Source organism: Ruegeria sp. HKCCD7181 (assembly GCF_057221055.1).
The window spans coordinates 406,915-422,816 of sequence record NZ_JBWVBC010000002.1 but is presented as its reverse complement, the minus strand read 5'-3'; the positions used below and the strand labels follow the sequence as shown (position 1 = coordinate 422,816).

The window sequence follows — 15,902 nt, the reverse complement described above, 5'->3', positions numbered from 1 at the left end:
GAACGCCTGAATCAAGTAATGGAGTAATGCTCTAATCTCGACCACAACTCCTGCGCGAAATCAAGGGAGCCGAAATTGAATGCCGCTCAAACCGTTCAAATACCAATCCAATCCAGGAATAGGTTGGGAACAAAATCGGGAGAAATCCATGACGCTCACGGCGAAACAGGAGGCTTTCGCCTTAGCGTATTTCGAGATCGGGAACGCAGCTGAGGCATATCGCAGGGCGTACGATGCCTCCGAAAACGCGCGGGATTCCTGGATTTACGTCGAGGCCTGCCAGCTTCTCGACAACCCTAAGATTGCCCTAAGGCTCGGAGAACTCAGAGCACAGGCTGAAAAGCTCTCGCTGTTCAATGTTCAGAAGGCAGCGGACGAGTATGAGGAGGCCCGTCAACTTGCTATCAAAGAGGGCAACCCAAGTGCTGCCGTAAGCGCCGTGACGGGCAAGGTTAAGCTATTCGGTTTGGAGCCACCAACGAAATCCAGACTAGAGCACGTCGGCAAGAACGGTGGCCCAATCCAAACAGAAGAGGTGAGCGCGCGTGACAAAGTCGCTGGCAAGCTCGCTCGCCTTGCAGCCGGAGCAAGAACGGCAGGCGATACTGGCGAGCCTGAGTGACGACGAACTTGAAGAGTTGCTCTGGGACTGGCGGTTCTGGGCAAGGCCAAACCAGATAGCCCCAGAAGGCGACTGGCTCACTTGGGTCATCAACGCCGGCCGCGGCTATGGTAAAACGAAGGCAGGGGCCGAATGGGTTCGCGAGCAGGTCGAGGCAGGCAAGCACCGCATTGCTCTGATCGGTGAGACATACAAAGACCTTGTGGAAGTCATGTGCTTCGGTGACAGCGGCCTAGCTTCGGTCTTTCCGCCTCATCAGAGGCCCAGAATTGTCGCCAACCCGAACGTGCAAGTCACGTTTCATACGGGTGCGGTTGCCCTTGGTTACAACGCCACCCAGCCTGACCAGCTACGAGGTCCCCAGTTTGACGCCGCTTGGTGTGATGAGTTGGCGAAATGGCGCTATGCGCGCGAAACGTGGGACATGCTTCAGTTCGGTCTGCGCCTTGGTGAACAACCTCGTGCGCTGATTACAACGACGCCTCGTCCTATTCCCGTACTCAAGGAGATCATTGAGGACAAGACAACCATCGTAACGTCCGGTTCAACCTTCGATAACGCTAGTAACTTGGCAGCATCGTTCTTGCAAAAGATAAGGGTCCGATACGAAGGCACCAGACTGGGTCGACAGGAGCTGAACGCCGAGATGCTGGACGACTTGCCGGGGGCTCTGTGGACCCGGGCCATGTTCGATAAGCAGCGGCGGAACGATGCCCCAGACCTTCAGCGCATTGTTGTTGCAGTTGACCCCAGCGGCACAGGTGGCAGCGATGATGATGGAGACAGCATCGGGATTGTTGTTGCTGGTCTCGGCATAGATGGCCGCGGCTATGTACTGGCAGATCGAACCTGCAAACTGAGCCCCGATGGATGGGGCCGCAGGGCGGTTCAGGCCTATCACGAATTCAATGCCGATCGGATCGTTGCAGAGCGCAACTTCGGCGGGGCCATGGTCGAACATGTGATCCGCACCGTCGACAAGATGGTCAGCTACAAGGAAGTCGTTGCCAGCCGCGGCAAGGTTGCAAGGGCAGAGCCAGTTGCAGCGCTCTACGAGCAAGGCCGTGTTTCTCATGTCGGAGCGCATCCAGAACTCGAGGACCAGTGCTGTCTAATCGGTCCTGATGGCTACATCGGCGAAGGTTCGCCAGACAGAGCCGACGCACTTGTCTGGACACTGACCGAGTTGATGTTGGGTGAGGGAACCTACAACCTAGGAGCACTTCTCTGATGGGAACTGTCATTAACATCCGAGATGGCTTGCGCAATCTCATGGCCAATCTGGGAACCTCGCGCGACAAGGCCTCGGGCAGCGAGTATTTCATCGACGAGTTGTCACTGGAGCAGGTTCGCAATGCCTACCGTTCATCCTGGTTAGCCAAGAAGATCGTTAATATTCCCGCTGATGATGCCACACGCAAATGGCGGTCATGGTCTGCGGAAAAGGAGCAAATTTTCGCACTGGAAACCGAAGAAAAGCGGCTGGGCCTGCAAATTAAGGTGCGCACTGCCATCCGATCTGCTCGCCTGTACGGTGGTTCAGCTATCTTGATCGGCACTGGTGAAGAGGATTTGGAACAACCCCTTTCGCCGGAAGCGGTGAAAAAAGGTGGGCTCAAATACCTGACGGTGCTGGACCGTCGCGATCTGGTCCCTGGTCAGATCGACTATGCTGTGGCGTCGGATGATTTCGGGCTACCCGAAGAGTACACCCTGACTACAAATGGCGGTCAAAACTATCGCATTCATCCTTCCAGGCTCGTGATCTTTTTGGGGGCTGAGCGACCGGACAGTGGCGCCGCACGTCATGAGCCTTGGGCCGACTCAGTATTGCAGGCGACCTTGGATGCACTGCATCAAGCTGACGGGACCAGCGCAAACATCGCTTCTCTCGTATTCGAGGCCAAAGTCGATACAATCGGCATCCCGGATCTGAGCCAAAAACTCAGTAGAGCCCAGGATGAAGCTGCGGTTTTGGAGCGGTTGCGCCTTGCAGAAACCGCCAAGAGCATCAACGGCACTCTGCTGCATGACAGCCAGGAAATTATTGGCCAGAAAACCCCCAGCTTTAACCAGTTACCCAATATCATGGATCGGTTTTTTCAGAACGTGTCCGGTGCGGCTGACATCCCGGTCACCCGCCTGTTTGGCATGTCGCCTGGTGGCCTAAATTCCACAGGCGAAGGTGATCTGAAAAACTACTATGACCATATTCAGTCGCTACAGGAACTGGATGTGGCGCCGTGCATGGGACTGCTGGATGAAGCGCTGATCCGCAGTGCTCTTGGTGGTCGACCAGATGAGGTACATTACAACTGGCGTCCGCTTTGGCAGATGTCTGAAAAAGAGCGTTCAGAAGTCGGCAATAAGACGGCACAGACCTTCAAAACGGTCTACGACATGGACGTCTTGCCGCCTGAGGTTCTGGGCAAAGCCGTCGTGAATGCCCTGACTGAGACAGGCGTTGCGCCCGGGCTCGAGTCGGAGGTTGAGGAATTTTATGCCGGATCTGACCGGGTCAACGAAGACGATCCGACAGACGCTGACCTGAACGACGCCATGCCGCGCACGTTGTACGTTCATCGCAAGGTCAAAAACGCTTTTGAGATCGTCGAATGGGCAAAAGCACAGGGCTTCGAAACTACGCTGCCCGGAGACGATCTGCACGTGACCATCGCGTTCAGCCGCCGTGCTGTAGATTGGATGGCAATGGGAGAGACCTGGCAATCCGAGATCGAAATACCGGAAGGCGGCGCCCGCCTAATGGAGCGGTTCGGTGATGCCTGTGTCTTGCTCTTCACTTCCTCCGAATTGTCTTGGCGACACGAGGAGATCAAACGGCGTGGTGCGACCTGGGATCACCCGCAATACCAACCGCACATCACGATTAGTTATGCACCCGATGCCCCTGATTTGGACGACATTGAGCCTTACACAGGTAAAATCGTCTTGGGTCCGGAAATCTTCCGGGAAGTGAAGGAAGACTGGTTGGAAGGGCTCGAGGAGGCCTGAGTAGGGCTAAGAGGACCAACAGACATGTTCAGATTTTCCGACGCGGTCACTGTCAGTGGCACGCGTAAGACCAATGACGGTTATTTGATTGCCGACGCCTTTGCTGTTCGCACCGGCATTCAAGTCTATCGAGGCGAAGAGGTGGGGTTGGCAGATCGCGACACGGTTCGTGTCTACCGTCCTGAGGACGAAGTGCGCGACCCGGCCAACGTCACGACATTCAGCCATGCGCCTATCACTCTTGGTCATCCGGAGAAGGTCACTGCGGACAACTGGAAGGACTTAGCGAGAGGTGAAGTCAGCACGGAAGCCACGTGGGACGGAAACAAGATCAAGCTGCCGTTGATCATCAAGGACGCAGAGGCTGTGGCTGCCGTAGAAGGCGGAATGCGCGAACTCTCCGCGGGATATACCTGCCAGATCGAGTTTGTGGACGGCGTGACCCCCGAGGGCGAGCCGTACGACGCGATTCAGCGCGACATACGAGTAAATCATCTCGCCATTGTGCCTAACGGCCGAGCGGGAGCTGAATGCCGTATCGGTGACGGTGCGGATAAATGGGGCGCGGCCCCAATCACCCCGAGCAGTAAAAAGGAGAACAAAATGTCCGATGCTCTCAAAACGGTGGTGCTGGGCGATGAGGCCGCGCAAGTCGCGGTCGCCGACGCTGCCAAGGTCGAAGATTTTAAGGCCAAAAAGGCCAAGGAGATTGCGGATCTCAAGTCGACCCACAAAGCCGACATCGAAGCAAAAGACGAAGAAATCGGCACTCTGAAGGCCGATCTGAAGAAAGCGCAAGACGCTGCCATGACACCGGAAAAACTCCGGGATGCAGCCAAGGCGCGTGCCGCGCTTGAAACTACTGCAAAGGCTGTAGCTGATGGCATCGACCTCAATCTGGGTGATGCAGATCTGCGCAAAGCAATTGTTGCGGCCAAGCTTGGCGATGATGCAGTCAAGGATGCCTCAGACGCTGAAATCACAGGCATGTATCGGGTCATTGCAGCGGACAGCGCCGGCGGTGGCCGAAGCGACCCCCTGAAACAGCCCATCCAGAAACGCACCGCCGATGGCGGCGCCGATCCCTGGGCAAAATTCAACAAGAAGGAGGCCTGATCCATGGCACCTATCACGATGGGCAAGCTTGCCGCCGAGTTTGTTGCCTCAGAAGCAAACAACTACCGCAGCCGCGACCAGGTCACAGTTGACGCCACTGGTGGCGCTCTGGAGCCCGGCACAATTCTTGGCAAGGTGACCGCAAGCGGGAAGTTTGTTCGCCATGCCGCCGGCGCTTCCGATGGCAGCGAGAACGAAGCCGGGATCCTGATGTTTGGTATTGGTACGGTCGAGGAAGAACGCACGATCATCGCGCGGGATGCAGAGGTTAGCCAAGCAGATCTCACCTACGAAATCGGTGCTGATGCCGCCCAGATCGCAGCGTCCAACGCTGCTCTGGCCGCGCTTGGCATCATTGTCCGCTGAAAGGAGGCCTGAGCAATGGCTACTATGGATGTATTTAACAACTCTGCCTTCTCGACCACATCGCTTACCGGCATGGTCAACAAGGTGGATTTCGTTCCTTCGCTGCTGGGCAGCCTGGGTATCTTCGATCCCATGCCCGTCCGGACCCGCAACGTGTTTGTGGACCGCCGCGATGGTCAGCAGGTTCTGATCGGAACTTCGGCTGATGGCGCGCCGCCTGAAGAACTGAAGAACGATGACCGTGACGCGGTTCCGCTTCGCACCACGCGTCTGGCAAAGAGCTTCACGCTCTACGCCCACGAGGTGGACGGTATTCGCGCGCACGGCTCTGAAACCGAGCTTGAATCGGTTCAGGCTGAGTACCGGACACGCACTGAACGCCTGATGGGCGACATGGACCTGACCCATGAAAACCATCGTCTTGGCGCGCTGCAGGGCATTGTTCTGGACGCGGATGGCTCCACGGTGATTTATGACTACTTCACCGAGTTTGCTGAAGCACAGGCCGCGGCGGTTTCGTTCGAACTCGATGTGGCGTCTACGGACGTGAACGGGATATGCAAAGGCATTGTCCGCGCAATGTCCCGTGCTGCCCGTGGGTCGTTTGTGCCTGGCACACAGGTGCACGCTCTGGCAGGCGATGCGTTCTACGACGCTCTGATCAGCCACGCGAATGTCGAGAAGTTCTACATGAACTGGCTTGCCGCTCAGCAACTGCGTGAGACCAACGCTTTCGAGGCCTTCCGCTTCGGCAACATCACGTTCCACAACTACCGGGGAACAGATGACAACTCGACTGTCGCGATTGCCGACGATGAGTGCAAGTTCTTCCCGGTTGGGGCGCGTGACGTGTTCAAAGTGGCTTATGCGCCGCTGGAGTCCATGGACTTCGTCAACACACCCGGCCGCGACCGGTACATGATGAATGTCGTGGATCGTGATCGTAACATGTGGACCAAAGGCGAGATTTACAGCTACCCCCTGTATATGTGCCAACAGCCCCGTGTTTTGCGTCGCGCGACGTTGACCTGACCTGGATAGCGGCGGGCTGGGCTCGCCGCATATTCACATTCGTGGAGAAAAGGCATGAAACTAAACACTGTGAAAATCACCAATCCGGGCACCAAGTCGGTCGCAGTTCGCGCTTATGGTGGACTGGAAGGCATTGCACCCAAGCGATCACGCGTTTGCAAACTGACCGATGAATCTGTGGCTGCGGCAGAGAAAGCTGGACTGGCGCTCAAGTCTGTCAAGGCTGACACTCCCTTGGGTTACATTGAGGATGCCGCTGAACCGAAAGCCAAGGCGTCTGAGAAACAGGCGAGCTAATGTACGGTTCGATTACTGGTTGGCGCGCATACGCGCTTGCGAGAGGCGACAATGCGCCAACCAGCGCAACGGACGCTGATGCAACAGCGGCATTGACCCGCGCGTCCGACTACATTCAATTCAACTACGTCCAGCACTTTGCTGCTGGATACAATGGCACGTTTCCCACTGTTGAAGGCGCCGCATACGAGGCTGCCAATCTTGAACTGGCAACGCCTGGGTTCTTCAATACCACCTTCACGCCAGACCAACAGAAGGTTCTGACAGAAGTGAAGGGCATCAAGTGGACGCCCGTTGGTGACGCTTCCGGTTCGGACGCAGCACGTCCGGTGTCAACGCTGGTGCATGCCATGCTAGAGCCGTACATGCTTGAAGGCATCACAAGGATTGCGACGGTATGAGCGTAGATTACCTTGCCATTGCCGCCGAGGTCGAAGCCGCTCTGACGGAGGTTGGTATAGCCTCCGTTCTGGTGCGCTGCGGCGATTGGTATGAATCTGAGCATTCACCGACGTTCGGTCCCGAGACCCGACACAACGTGACAGTGATGATCGACGAATTCACGCTGATGGAGCAGGCGCCGAGCCATGTTGAGATTGGCGACAAGAAAGTGATCATGAGCGCTGACGGGCTGGCAATCACACCAGGCACCGAAGACTGGCTCGAGATCAACGGCGAAGAATACGACATCGAAAACGTGGATTCCTTGGAACCAGGTGGTGTTTCGGTATTGTATGAAATTCAGGCGCGCAGGCGCATTGACGAGGGGTAGGGATGGCCAGAGACACCCGCCGCGCATTTCTTGAACTGCTGAAGCAGTTGGAGCCACAGGTTCAGAATGCTTTCATGGAGGCGTTCGATGATATCCGTTCGCCCGCGCGTCTGACGGCGTTGGAGGCGGCCATCGAGCGCGGGGATGCGCAAGGTGTCTTTGATGCGCTGAACCTACGGGATGAGTTCTTTGCGCCGCTGGATCGTCAAATCGAGAACGCATTTTACCAGGGAGGCGTCTATCAACTGTCGGGTTTGCCAAAAAAGCCCTCGACCGTTGGCGGGCCGCTTGTGGTCCGGTTCAGCCAGAGGAACCCTCGGGCGGAGAGCTGGGTACGCCTGAGAACAACAACACTGATCCGGGAAATCACAGAGGACCAGAGGGTCGGGATAGCCCGAGTGATCGAGCAAGGATTGGCAACAGGCCGAAATCCCCGTGGCATAGGCGTTGATCTGGTCGGACGGGTTAGCCGCGGCTCAAACAGGCGCACAGGCGGCCTGATCGGGCTGACATCGCACCAGATGGGCTATGTGGAAAGAGCGGCAGCCGAGTTACGCGATCCGGATCTGATGCTCGCTTACTTCATACGACAGCGCAGGGATCAGCGGTTTGACCGTACCGTCGCAAAGGCTCTGCGCGAAGGGCGTCCGGTAGCTGAGGCAGATATCCGAAAGATCACGGGTCGTTACTCCGACATCCTCTTGGCGTACCGGGGCGAAACCATTGCCCGGACAGAGACAATACAGGCGCTCAACGCTGGGCGAGACGAAGCGATCGAGCAGTTGATCGAAAGCGGTGAGGTGCCCCGTCAGGCGGTCAAGCACAAGTGGTCAGCCACTCTGGACGGTCGCACAAGGGACATTCACCGATCAATGCACGGGCAAGAAGTTATCCAGGGCCAACCCTTCACCAGCCCGACCGGGGCGCAGTTGCTGTTCCCGGGAGATACGTCACTCGGGGCAGGCGGCGGCGATGTGATCAATTGCCGTTGTTATGCGCAAGTTTCGGTGGACTGGTTGTCTCTGGCAATCTGATGGCAGGCACATTCACGGCGCAGATCAGGAACTGGTCCGAGAAAGCCAAGCGCAACATCGAACTGGTGGTCAAACAGTCCGTGCAGGACGTGTTCGAGATATCGCAGAGACCTGTCGCACAGGGCGGCAACATGCCCGTCGACACCGGGTTCCTGCGCAACAGCTTTGTTGCCACGCTGAACGGTTCAACAGCGCTGACCGGAGCCGACGCCTATGTTCTGGCACTTGCGGGGTTCGAGATTGGCGACGTGATCTTTGGTGGTTGGACCGCAGGATACGCCATCCATGTCGAATTTGGCGCGCAGGGCAGGGCACCACGGTTCTACATGCGCGGGGCTGCCCAGCAATGGCAGTCCATCGTCAACGCAAACGCAGCAAAGCTGAGGAATTGATATGACCGTTACAGCAGCCCAGAAAGCGGCCTTGGATTACATCGAGAGCCTGTCGGGGCGCCCTCAGACGATCTTTCCGAACCTGTCGGACAAAGGGAAAGTGCCACGCTGGGAGGTATTCGAGGGTCCAATATCTCAGTCGGTCAACACCCTGAAAGGCCAGGTGCAGGCTGATTTATTGCTACAGATCGATGTGGTGACCAAGGGTGGCAAAGGCAGCAAAGATCAGCGAGACCAGGTCCAAAAAGTGCTGGATGCTTTCCCTCTTCTGCGGAACTTCGGAACTTGCCAGGTCATTCTTCCTCCGTCCGTCGGTGGATACCGCAAGGATAAGTCGGGCAGCTATCGGGCGTCCGTTACGGTGTCATATCGGGTGCTGCGGGTCTGAGGAGGGATGACGTCAAAAGTGTACAGTTACGCGATATGTAAATGCACACTTTTCTACGCGGCCTCTAGTGGCTCGGAAGGGCCTATCCTTCGCGTTCGCCAACTCCGGGATGACAGACACCGTAGAGACTATGAAATCGCTGGATCTTATAGCGACCAAGCCATCCGTAGCTTGAGACAAGCCCCTTAACGAAGCGAATGTTGATCGCCTTTGCATCGTCCAGGAGTTCCCGCACTTGGTCAGAAGAGTCCATAAAGAGCGCATCACAGGCAAGTTTCAGGTCGACTTGTTCATAGGGAACGTTGGTTTCCCCCCGCCGACCGAAGGTAAAGGTTAGCTCGCCGTTGTCTGCCTTGTGGTACTGAATAGGCGACCAGCCTGCTAGTGGGCCGGGATAGCTCCAGTCGAAAATCAACTGGTCATCGAACACGCGGCAGGCACCATTCTGAACTTGAACTGAGTAAATATCCGACAACGTGCTGTCTTCAGTCTGAAAAAAACGAAAACCGACCCGGTAAATATCATCGCGTGTGACCCCTTCCGGGGGTGCCGGCAGTTTTGTCAGCACGGAGCCGCATAAAGAACGAAGCAGCGTTCCGTTTATCTGAATTTGAGTCTGGTCCGAGCCTCGAACCCGTTCGGGGTTCACTGTTACATCCAGCGCGCTTTCGCCTAACATGCTGGACCATTGTGGATTTATGCTCAGCCACGTGAGGTTGCCGCTGGTGTATCTCGGACCGACCTGAACATCAGCGTGTCTGTCCAGAAAAAAATGCTTGGCCAATACAGCCAAGATGGCCACCGCACCGCAGATAAGGGCGAGCTTGACGCGGGAGTTCTTTTTGGGTGGGTCTTTGGGAATATCTTCGAACGGCGACAAATTCTGAGTTCCATAATTCTTGGTTGGAAGAAAGCGATGAGAAGGAACCAATATGCTGATGCGCTGGTCGATGCTATTTGAGATGTTCGGCGAGATCTTGGTCTGTCATTGGGTAATCTTGTTCGGGCGCAAGGTGCGGATGGAGCACGGAGCCTGCGTGTATATGTGGCGGGGCAAGGAGTACTCGATCTAAGTCATCCCTTACTTACAAGTCAGTCGCCAGAAGAGGGCTTGCGGGTGGGTTTGCTGGGGAGTTCGGGAGTAGGGTTTTTGGTGTCGCCGCCGGAAAACTTCTTGTGGACGGGCTTAATTGCTTCAGACGTTGCCCTGTCTTTGACGAAGTTTGGCGCAAATTGCCTTAGACCCTCGGCGATCTCATCAACGGTGAATGGGCTGCCCTCTTCCTTTTCAGAGGTTTTTAATTCGTTCGCCACTTTCTCTAGGAGATCCGCCGTTTCTTTCCCGTCGAGTTTTCCGTGTTCGCTAAATACTTCCGCGAACTCATCTACAGCAGGACCTGTTTCATCCATCAGGGTGCGGATTATGCGGGCGATAAGGTGAGCCGGATCAACTTTAGGTGCGGGGTACTTATCTTCGAGCGCTGAGACGATTTCAGCAGAAACACTTCTTCGGTTCTCATGCGCAGCATCTTCGATGCGCTGCTTTAGGGAAGCCGGAATCATAAATTTGTATTGAACGCGTTCTTCTTGAGCCATGGTTTCTATCTGGACAAAAAATGTACTTGACGCAATGGGGACATTAAATGTACCTATGGTACATAACTTGTACCAAGGAGGTCAAATGAAAGGAAAACAGTTCAAATTGGTTCTTCCGGATGATGTGAAGGAATGGCTTGCCTCGCAGGCGGAGAAGAACCTTCGCAGCCAAAGTAACGAGGTCATTCTCGCGCTTCGAGAGAAGATGGAGGCCGAAGGTGGGGGAACCGCCAGAGGAAACGAGACATGAGACCTGAGAAAAGCGAAGGGCCACGCAGTTTGGCGACCCGTGACCCTTCTAATGAAATCTCTCTAGGAAAGAGGACTTTCGAAATGAATGTACTACCAAAAGTAGTGAAAAACAACCACCACGACTGTGGACTTGTCACGAACGACTTGAAGACGACTTCGCGCTTGATTGCTGAGAAGTTCGAGAAGCAGCACGGCCACGTGATGCGCGATATCCGTAAGCTGATCGAGCAAAATCCGGAGTGGGGTGTCTCCAATTTTGGAGAGACCCCGTATATTGACCAACAGAACGGTCAAACCTACCAGATGTTCGAAATGACACGCGACGGGTATTCGATGCTGGTCATGGGGTTTACCGGCAATAAGGCGATGGAATGGAAGATCAAGTTCCTCAATGCCTTCAACGTCATGGAAGAACAGATAAAGGCCTCTGGTGGCTTCTCTGTACCGCAGACATTCGGAGAGGCTCTGCAATTGGCTGCTGATCAGCACAGGCAGATCGAAACCATGCAGGCCGATGTGATTGCTCTTGATAGGATTGCGAATGCTGATGGAAGCCTGACCATCACCGAAGTAGCAAAGAACCTGGGGATTCGCCCCAAGGACGCTTTCACCTGGCTCGGTCAGAACGGCTGGATCTACAAGAGACCGGGCGGTTCGGCATGGCTTGGCTATCAGAGCAAATGCAACGTTGGCCTGTTGGAGCATAAGACCACCACGGTCTTGCGTCCGGATGGTTCGGAGAAAGTGACCGAACAGGTGCGCGTGACCGCCAAGGGTCTAACCCGTCTGGCAAAGCTGATCCCCGGTGTGGCGCGGGAGGTCATGGCATGAAACGGAGAGATGTACTTACCGCCGTCGCTCTGATCCCGGCATCAGCTGCAACAGCATTCGTGGCTCCGGTCAAAGAGCCACGAATGCCCGATCTACCGGACCAGTGGTGGAAGAAAACGACCACCCAGATCGATCCGCATGTCGATTGGTTGGAGCGCTGGAAGAATGAGGTTGCAAAGGATGAAGCCATCTGGGCGCGGGATGATCTGACCGACCGGCAGAAAGAAGACCTTGCCTTCGAAATTTCTGATGAGCGCATTCGTCTCGTTGAGTTAGCGGCTCAAACACCTGCGCAGACAAAGGAAAGCGCAGCCGCGCTGGCGACCATGCTGGATTATGAGTTCGGTACCAATTCAGACGGCCTGGATGAGCGCCTGACTCGCAACCTCGTGATGAGCCTCAAAGCAATGGCACGGGCAGGGGGGGCTAATGGCCGAGCACGGCCTTTTGTCTCGATCTCGAAGACGCAAACGATTGGTTCAGATATCTGGCTGATGCGTAAGGCAAAAGAGACGGCCCTTCGGGGCTGTCTCGTTCTACTGAGAGCCTGGGAGCCCGAGAGTTCTGAACACTTCTGCGCAAGCTGGGGTAGTTAACGCTCTAAATTCATCATCCTCGTACTCGCGATAACATGCGGAAACCAGTGCGCTAGAGTAATCTCTTGCTCTCTGTATTTGTAGGAGCCTGGCATCTTCCTTGGCCTGTGCCTGTTCCATAATCAGTTCTTCTGATTTGAATGCTCGATCTATGAAGAAGAACTCCGCGCCATAGGCAGCTTGTAGGCATCTGACGCCTCTGGCTTGGTTTTCAGCGCCAAGGTGAAAGTTACGACGACTAATGAGCTCTTCTGCCATTAGAGCAACGCTATCGTCATCGTTCGCTTCCAAGGATTCGACGCACTGCCTTACCAGTTCAGCGTGACTGATATCCGAATACTGGCCTGAGAGAGCAGGGCTTGAGAGGCAAACAGTGATGCAGATGGCGGCAACACTTCTATGCAAGATCAGATTCATAAAAAACTTCCTCAAATTTATGAAACCAGACTGATCACTTGTGGGCTGAAAATTCAACCCGCAGGCGAAACCGCCCATATCCCGGCCCTTGGGCAAGGCCGTGAACGAGCGCTTTGAAGCGCCCAAGCCCTTAGAAGGAGCCCAACCATGGCAACTGGCGACACATATGTCGAACTTGGAACGAAGCTGAAGATCGCACCCGGTAAGCCAGCGACCGAAGACCAGGCTGGCTATGCTGCTCTGTCCTGGACAGAAATCGAAGGCGTGATCAGCCTTCCGGAGCGCGGTGATACTATCAGCGATGTCAGCGAACCAACATTGAAGGATGGTCGCGTTGAGCATTTCAATGGGTCCAAAGACGGCGGCGTACTGACGATACCTATCAAGTACATCGAGGGCGATGCAGGGCAGGCGGCCTTGGTTGCGGCGGCGGGCACCAACTCGACGTACAGCCTCCAAGAGGTCGATGCCGATGGCACACAGGCGCACTTCTACTACGGTCGTGTTCAGTCGGTGATGCGCCGCGAAGCTACCCCGAACAGCTTCAAAGGATATTCATCCAACATCGCCGTGAATTCTGGCCGATTTACCGGAACCGAGGAAACCTGATGGATCTGAGCAAATATGACGTTCGATCGGCGGCAGAAGAAGGCGCTGACCTTCATTTGAAACACCCGGCAACAGGTGAGAAGCTGTTTGCAAAGGACGGGAAAACGCCGTTCACAATTCGTGTATTAGGGCGAGATGCACCTATTATCCAAGAAGCGGTCAAAAACGCAAACGAGCGGCGAGCCAAGGGCGACATTGATGAGCAAGAAGCTACTCGCATGGTTCTGGCATCTGCCGTGGTTGGATGGCATGAGGAAATGGAACTTGACGGTAAGCGACTGCCATACAACAGCAAAAACGTCATGACCCTGATCTCTGATCCGCGCTCTGACTGGATTGCGGAACAAGTCACGCCTTTTTCGCTGAGCCGCCGGAATTACGTGCAGAACATGAAGAGCGTCTGACGCTCTGGGCTAAGACCTTTGGGTTCTGGCATGCCAGACCTGGTAAGGAAAAGCGCACCCGGTGGCAGATACTTTCCGCCAATAACAAAACCGAGCCGCAGCTACCCCCGACAGAGGCAGTAGAATACCTTATTTTCGCTTTCGTTGAGGCTGGGATGGTGCAGGGCACTGGGTACGGACCCATTGCCCTCACCTGGCAAGAAATTCACGCGTATTCCCGTGCAACCAAGGCCATCACCGGCCCGTGGGAATGCAGAATGATCCGCAAAATGTCTTTATCTTATCTCGATGGTCAACACATCGGGGGCGATGAGTTTGGCATTCCACCATGGAGCCCCTGAAATGGACCTAGCCCGTCTGGGAATTGAAATAGATAGCAGTGACGCTCCCAGGACAGCCAAGGATCTGGATGGCGTCACTGCTTCCGGTGCTCGGGCAGAAAAGCAAAGCAATAAACTCGGCGCTTCAACAAAAGTTGCCAACGATACAGCTCGGCGCGGTCGCACGGATTGGAGGAATATTGGCCTGCAATTCAACCAAGTTTCCCAACAAACAGCAGCTACTGGCAATTTCATGCAAGCGTTGAGCATCCAATTACCGGATATTTTGCTTGGGTTTGGAGGCATTGGCATTGCGGCTGGTATCGCGGCACCAGCTATCGCAAATCTTGCGGCTTCATTCGTGGGAGCCAAATATGACGCTGAGCAGCTTGCAGAAATTCTCGATGACCTGAGTGGCGGCGTTCAGGCCTTTAAACGCGCAGCCCTGGATGGCGCTGATTTAGCCGACCACCTGGCTGAGGAATTTGGAGATGTCACCGCTGAGACGATAGAACTTGCAGAGCGCATCCAACAGCTTCGCATGGCCGAGATTCTTATCGACGCTGCCAATGCAACGGATCAGCTTTCGTCGAAGTTTGACACTCTTCTGAGTTCTGAATTGGCGAACCTTGAGCGGTTTTTCAACGAATTCGAATATACTGGCGAGCAGAGTGCCGCTGCTGCCAAGAAATTCGCTGACCAGTTGGAAAATATGCGAATAGCAGAAGGTCCCAAAGAACAGCTTGATGCAGTTCGGGGATTGTCGGACCAACTTCTGGAAGCTGCCGGAAGCGCGGACGAAATGACTAAAGAACAGCGGGACTATTACTCGCTTTTATTGCAAACTGAGAAGCGCTTAAGTTTGGTAGTTAGTTTGACCAGTGATGTTGCTGGAGAAACCGGAAGGGCGGCCGATGAAGCAGAGAAGCTTTCCAATAACCTCTTAGAAGCATTGAGCGCAAAGAACCGCCTGGACTCTGACTATGATCCCGGATCGCAGGGTGTCGAAGGTGGTAGGGGGCGCGTTATTCCAGGCACTACTGACGGAATGTTGGCGGGCCTGGGCGGCGAATTCATCGACCCTGACGCCAATCGCCGCAGTAGACGTGGTTCCGGTCGCTCCGGTGCAGAAAAAGAGCGCTTGCGTATGCTGCAGGAGGCCAAGAGCCTTTACGATGAAACACGCACTGAACTCGAAAGGTACAACATTGAGGTCGAGGCTCTGAATGACCTCCACGATTCCGGCGCTATCTCGACTGAAACGTTCAACCGCGCCATGGTCGATGCCAAAAAGAAGTATGAAGACGCTGCACGGTCAGCGAGCGACTTCTCTCTGGTCAACGAAGGGTTAGCCGACGGGCTGTCAGACATCATTTTCGAAAGTGAGTCGCTTTCGGATGTTCTGAGTGACCTTGCTAAGAGCTTGGCACGAGCAGCGCTTGAAGCGGCTGCGCTGGCTGCTTTCAACAGTCTGTTTGGGGCTATTTTGCCGGGGTTCACGCCAACTGGAACGGCAAAAGTACAAGTCCCGTCGGCCTACGGTGGTGGGTTCACTGGAAATGGCCCGCGCGTTGGCGGAATCGACGGAAAAGGTGGCTTTCCCGCGATCCTCCATCCAAATGAAACGATCATCGATCACACACAGGGGCAGAGCGTAGCCAATCGTTCTTTCAGTATTGTCATAAACAACGCGCCAGAGGGCAATCATCAGGTTCGCCAGTCGCCAGATGGCTTGGCGCTGGAAATAACGCTCGAGCGTAAGGTGGTAGATGTGATGGCCGGTCCACGTGGCGAGCGTGTCATGCGCGACAAATACGGCGTCAAGCCAACCGCCAGGGGAGGATAA

The 15,902-nt window shown here is 55.2% G+C and carries 20 protein-coding genes; 18 read left to right on the top strand and 2 right to left on the bottom strand.

Features of this window, described 5'->3' with window-relative positions:
* The first annotated feature begins 79 nt into the window (after positions 1–79).
* The 12 genes from AC2TCY_RS05540 to AC2TCY_RS05485 are packed head-to-tail and all read left to right on the top strand — an operon-like array spanning position 80 to position 9,031.
* Positions 80–622, top strand: a complete 543-nt coding sequence (locus tag AC2TCY_RS05540) for a terminase small subunit (RefSeq protein ID WP_480846046.1) — start codon at positions 80–82, stop codon at positions 620–622.
* Positions 546–1,853 (top strand): DNA-packaging protein, encoded by a 1,308-nt coding sequence (locus AC2TCY_RS05535; protein ID WP_480846045.1) that lies wholly within the window; start codon positions 546–548, stop codon positions 1,851–1,853. Before AC2TCY_RS05540 ends, AC2TCY_RS05535 begins: the two co-directional genes overlap by 77 nt.
* Positions 1,853–3,634 carry an anti-CBASS protein Acb1 family protein gene (locus AC2TCY_RS05530; RefSeq protein ID WP_480846044.1) on the top strand — a complete coding sequence of 594 codons (1,782 nt, stop codon included), beginning with the start codon at positions 1,853–1,855 and terminating at the stop codon, positions 3,632–3,634. Before AC2TCY_RS05535 ends, AC2TCY_RS05530 begins: the two co-directional genes overlap by 1 nt.
* A 24-nt stretch (positions 3,635–3,658) precedes the next feature.
* The gene (locus tag AC2TCY_RS05525; protein ID WP_480846043.1) at positions 3,659–4,750 is read left to right on the top strand and encodes a DUF2213 domain-containing protein; all 1,092 of its coding nucleotides are present in this window, start codon (positions 3,659–3,661) and stop codon (positions 4,748–4,750) included.
* Between the two features lie 3 nt (positions 4,751–4,753).
* Positions 4,754–5,116 carry a head decoration protein gene (locus tag AC2TCY_RS05520; protein WP_480846042.1) on the top strand — a complete coding sequence of 121 codons (363 nt, stop codon included), beginning with the start codon at positions 4,754–4,756 and terminating at the stop codon, positions 5,114–5,116.
* Positions 5,117–5,131: 15 nt separating this feature from the next.
* Positions 5,132–6,148: a major capsid protein gene (locus AC2TCY_RS05515; RefSeq protein ID WP_480846040.1), complete on the top strand. Its 1,017-nt coding sequence runs from the start codon at positions 5,132–5,134 to the stop codon at positions 6,146–6,148.
* 54 nt (positions 6,149–6,202) lie between these two features.
* On the top strand, positions 6,203–6,445 hold the full coding sequence (locus tag AC2TCY_RS05510; protein ID WP_480846038.1) for a hypothetical protein: 243 nt from the start codon (positions 6,203–6,205) through the stop codon (positions 6,443–6,445).
* Entirely contained in the window at positions 6,445–6,846 is a 402-nt protein-coding gene (locus AC2TCY_RS05505; RefSeq protein ID WP_480846037.1) for a hypothetical protein, read from the top strand. The genes AC2TCY_RS05510 and AC2TCY_RS05505 overlap by 1 nt, the downstream gene beginning before the upstream one ends.
* Positions 6,843–7,217 (top strand): hypothetical protein, encoded by a 375-nt coding sequence (locus tag AC2TCY_RS05500; protein WP_480846036.1) that lies wholly within the window; start codon positions 6,843–6,845, stop codon positions 7,215–7,217. The genes AC2TCY_RS05505 and AC2TCY_RS05500 overlap by 4 nt, the downstream gene beginning before the upstream one ends.
* 2 nt (positions 7,218–7,219) lie before the next feature.
* Positions 7,220–8,251: a phage minor head protein gene (locus tag AC2TCY_RS05495; RefSeq protein WP_480846035.1), complete on the top strand. Its 1,032-nt coding sequence runs from the start codon at positions 7,220–7,222 to the stop codon at positions 8,249–8,251.
* The gene (locus AC2TCY_RS05490) at positions 8,251–8,643 is read left to right on the top strand and encodes a hypothetical protein (protein ID WP_480846033.1); all 393 of its coding nucleotides are present in this window, start codon (positions 8,251–8,253) and stop codon (positions 8,641–8,643) included. Before AC2TCY_RS05495 ends, AC2TCY_RS05490 begins: the two co-directional genes overlap by 1 nt.
* A 1-nt stretch (position 8,644) precedes the next feature.
* A complete protein-coding gene (locus AC2TCY_RS05485; protein ID WP_480846032.1) occupies positions 8,645–9,031 on the top strand; it encodes a hypothetical protein in 387 nt (128 codons plus the stop codon).
* A gap of 82 nt (positions 9,032–9,113) precedes the next feature.
* Here the strand turns inward: AC2TCY_RS05485 and AC2TCY_RS05480 are convergent, their stop codons facing one another.
* Together AC2TCY_RS05480 and AC2TCY_RS05475 are read right to left on the bottom strand one after the other, a co-directional pair.
* The gene (locus AC2TCY_RS05480; RefSeq protein WP_480846031.1) at positions 9,114–9,911 is read right to left on the bottom strand and encodes a hypothetical protein; all 798 of its coding nucleotides are present in this window, start codon (positions 9,909–9,911) and stop codon (positions 9,114–9,116) included.
* A 212-nt stretch (positions 9,912–10,123) separates the two neighbouring features.
* Positions 10,124–10,627, bottom strand: a complete 504-nt coding sequence (locus AC2TCY_RS05475) for a hypothetical protein (RefSeq protein WP_480846029.1) — start codon at positions 10,625–10,627, stop codon at positions 10,124–10,126.
* Positions 10,628–10,712: 85 nt separating this feature from the next.
* On the opposite strand from AC2TCY_RS05475, the gene AC2TCY_RS05470 reads away from it, so the two are divergent.
* The 6 genes from AC2TCY_RS05470 (at position 10,713) to AC2TCY_RS05445 (ending at position 15,902) form a co-directional block, all read left to right on the top strand.
* Positions 10,713–10,877 carry an Arc family DNA-binding protein gene (locus tag AC2TCY_RS05470; protein ID WP_480846027.1) on the top strand — a complete coding sequence of 55 codons (165 nt, stop codon included), beginning with the start codon at positions 10,713–10,715 and terminating at the stop codon, positions 10,875–10,877.
* A gap of 29 nt (positions 10,878–10,906) precedes the next feature.
* Positions 10,907–11,710, top strand: a complete 804-nt coding sequence (locus AC2TCY_RS05465; protein WP_480846026.1) for a Rha family transcriptional regulator — start codon at positions 10,907–10,909, stop codon at positions 11,708–11,710.
* Positions 11,707–12,306, top strand: a complete 600-nt coding sequence (locus AC2TCY_RS05460; protein WP_480846025.1) for a hypothetical protein — start codon at positions 11,707–11,709, stop codon at positions 12,304–12,306. The genes AC2TCY_RS05465 and AC2TCY_RS05460 overlap by 4 nt, the downstream gene beginning before the upstream one ends.
* Before the next feature lie 564 nt (positions 12,307–12,870).
* Positions 12,871–13,332, top strand: coding sequence for a hypothetical protein (locus AC2TCY_RS05455; RefSeq protein WP_480846023.1), 462 nt, complete (start codon positions 12,871–12,873; stop codon positions 13,330–13,332).
* The gene (locus AC2TCY_RS05450; RefSeq protein ID WP_480846022.1) at positions 13,332–13,736 is read left to right on the top strand and encodes a hypothetical protein; all 405 of its coding nucleotides are present in this window, start codon (positions 13,332–13,334) and stop codon (positions 13,734–13,736) included. Before AC2TCY_RS05455 ends, AC2TCY_RS05450 begins: the two co-directional genes overlap by 1 nt.
* Before the next feature lie 309 nt (positions 13,737–14,045).
* A complete protein-coding gene (locus AC2TCY_RS05445; RefSeq protein WP_480846021.1) occupies positions 14,046–15,902 on the top strand; it encodes a hypothetical protein in 1,857 nt (618 codons plus the stop codon).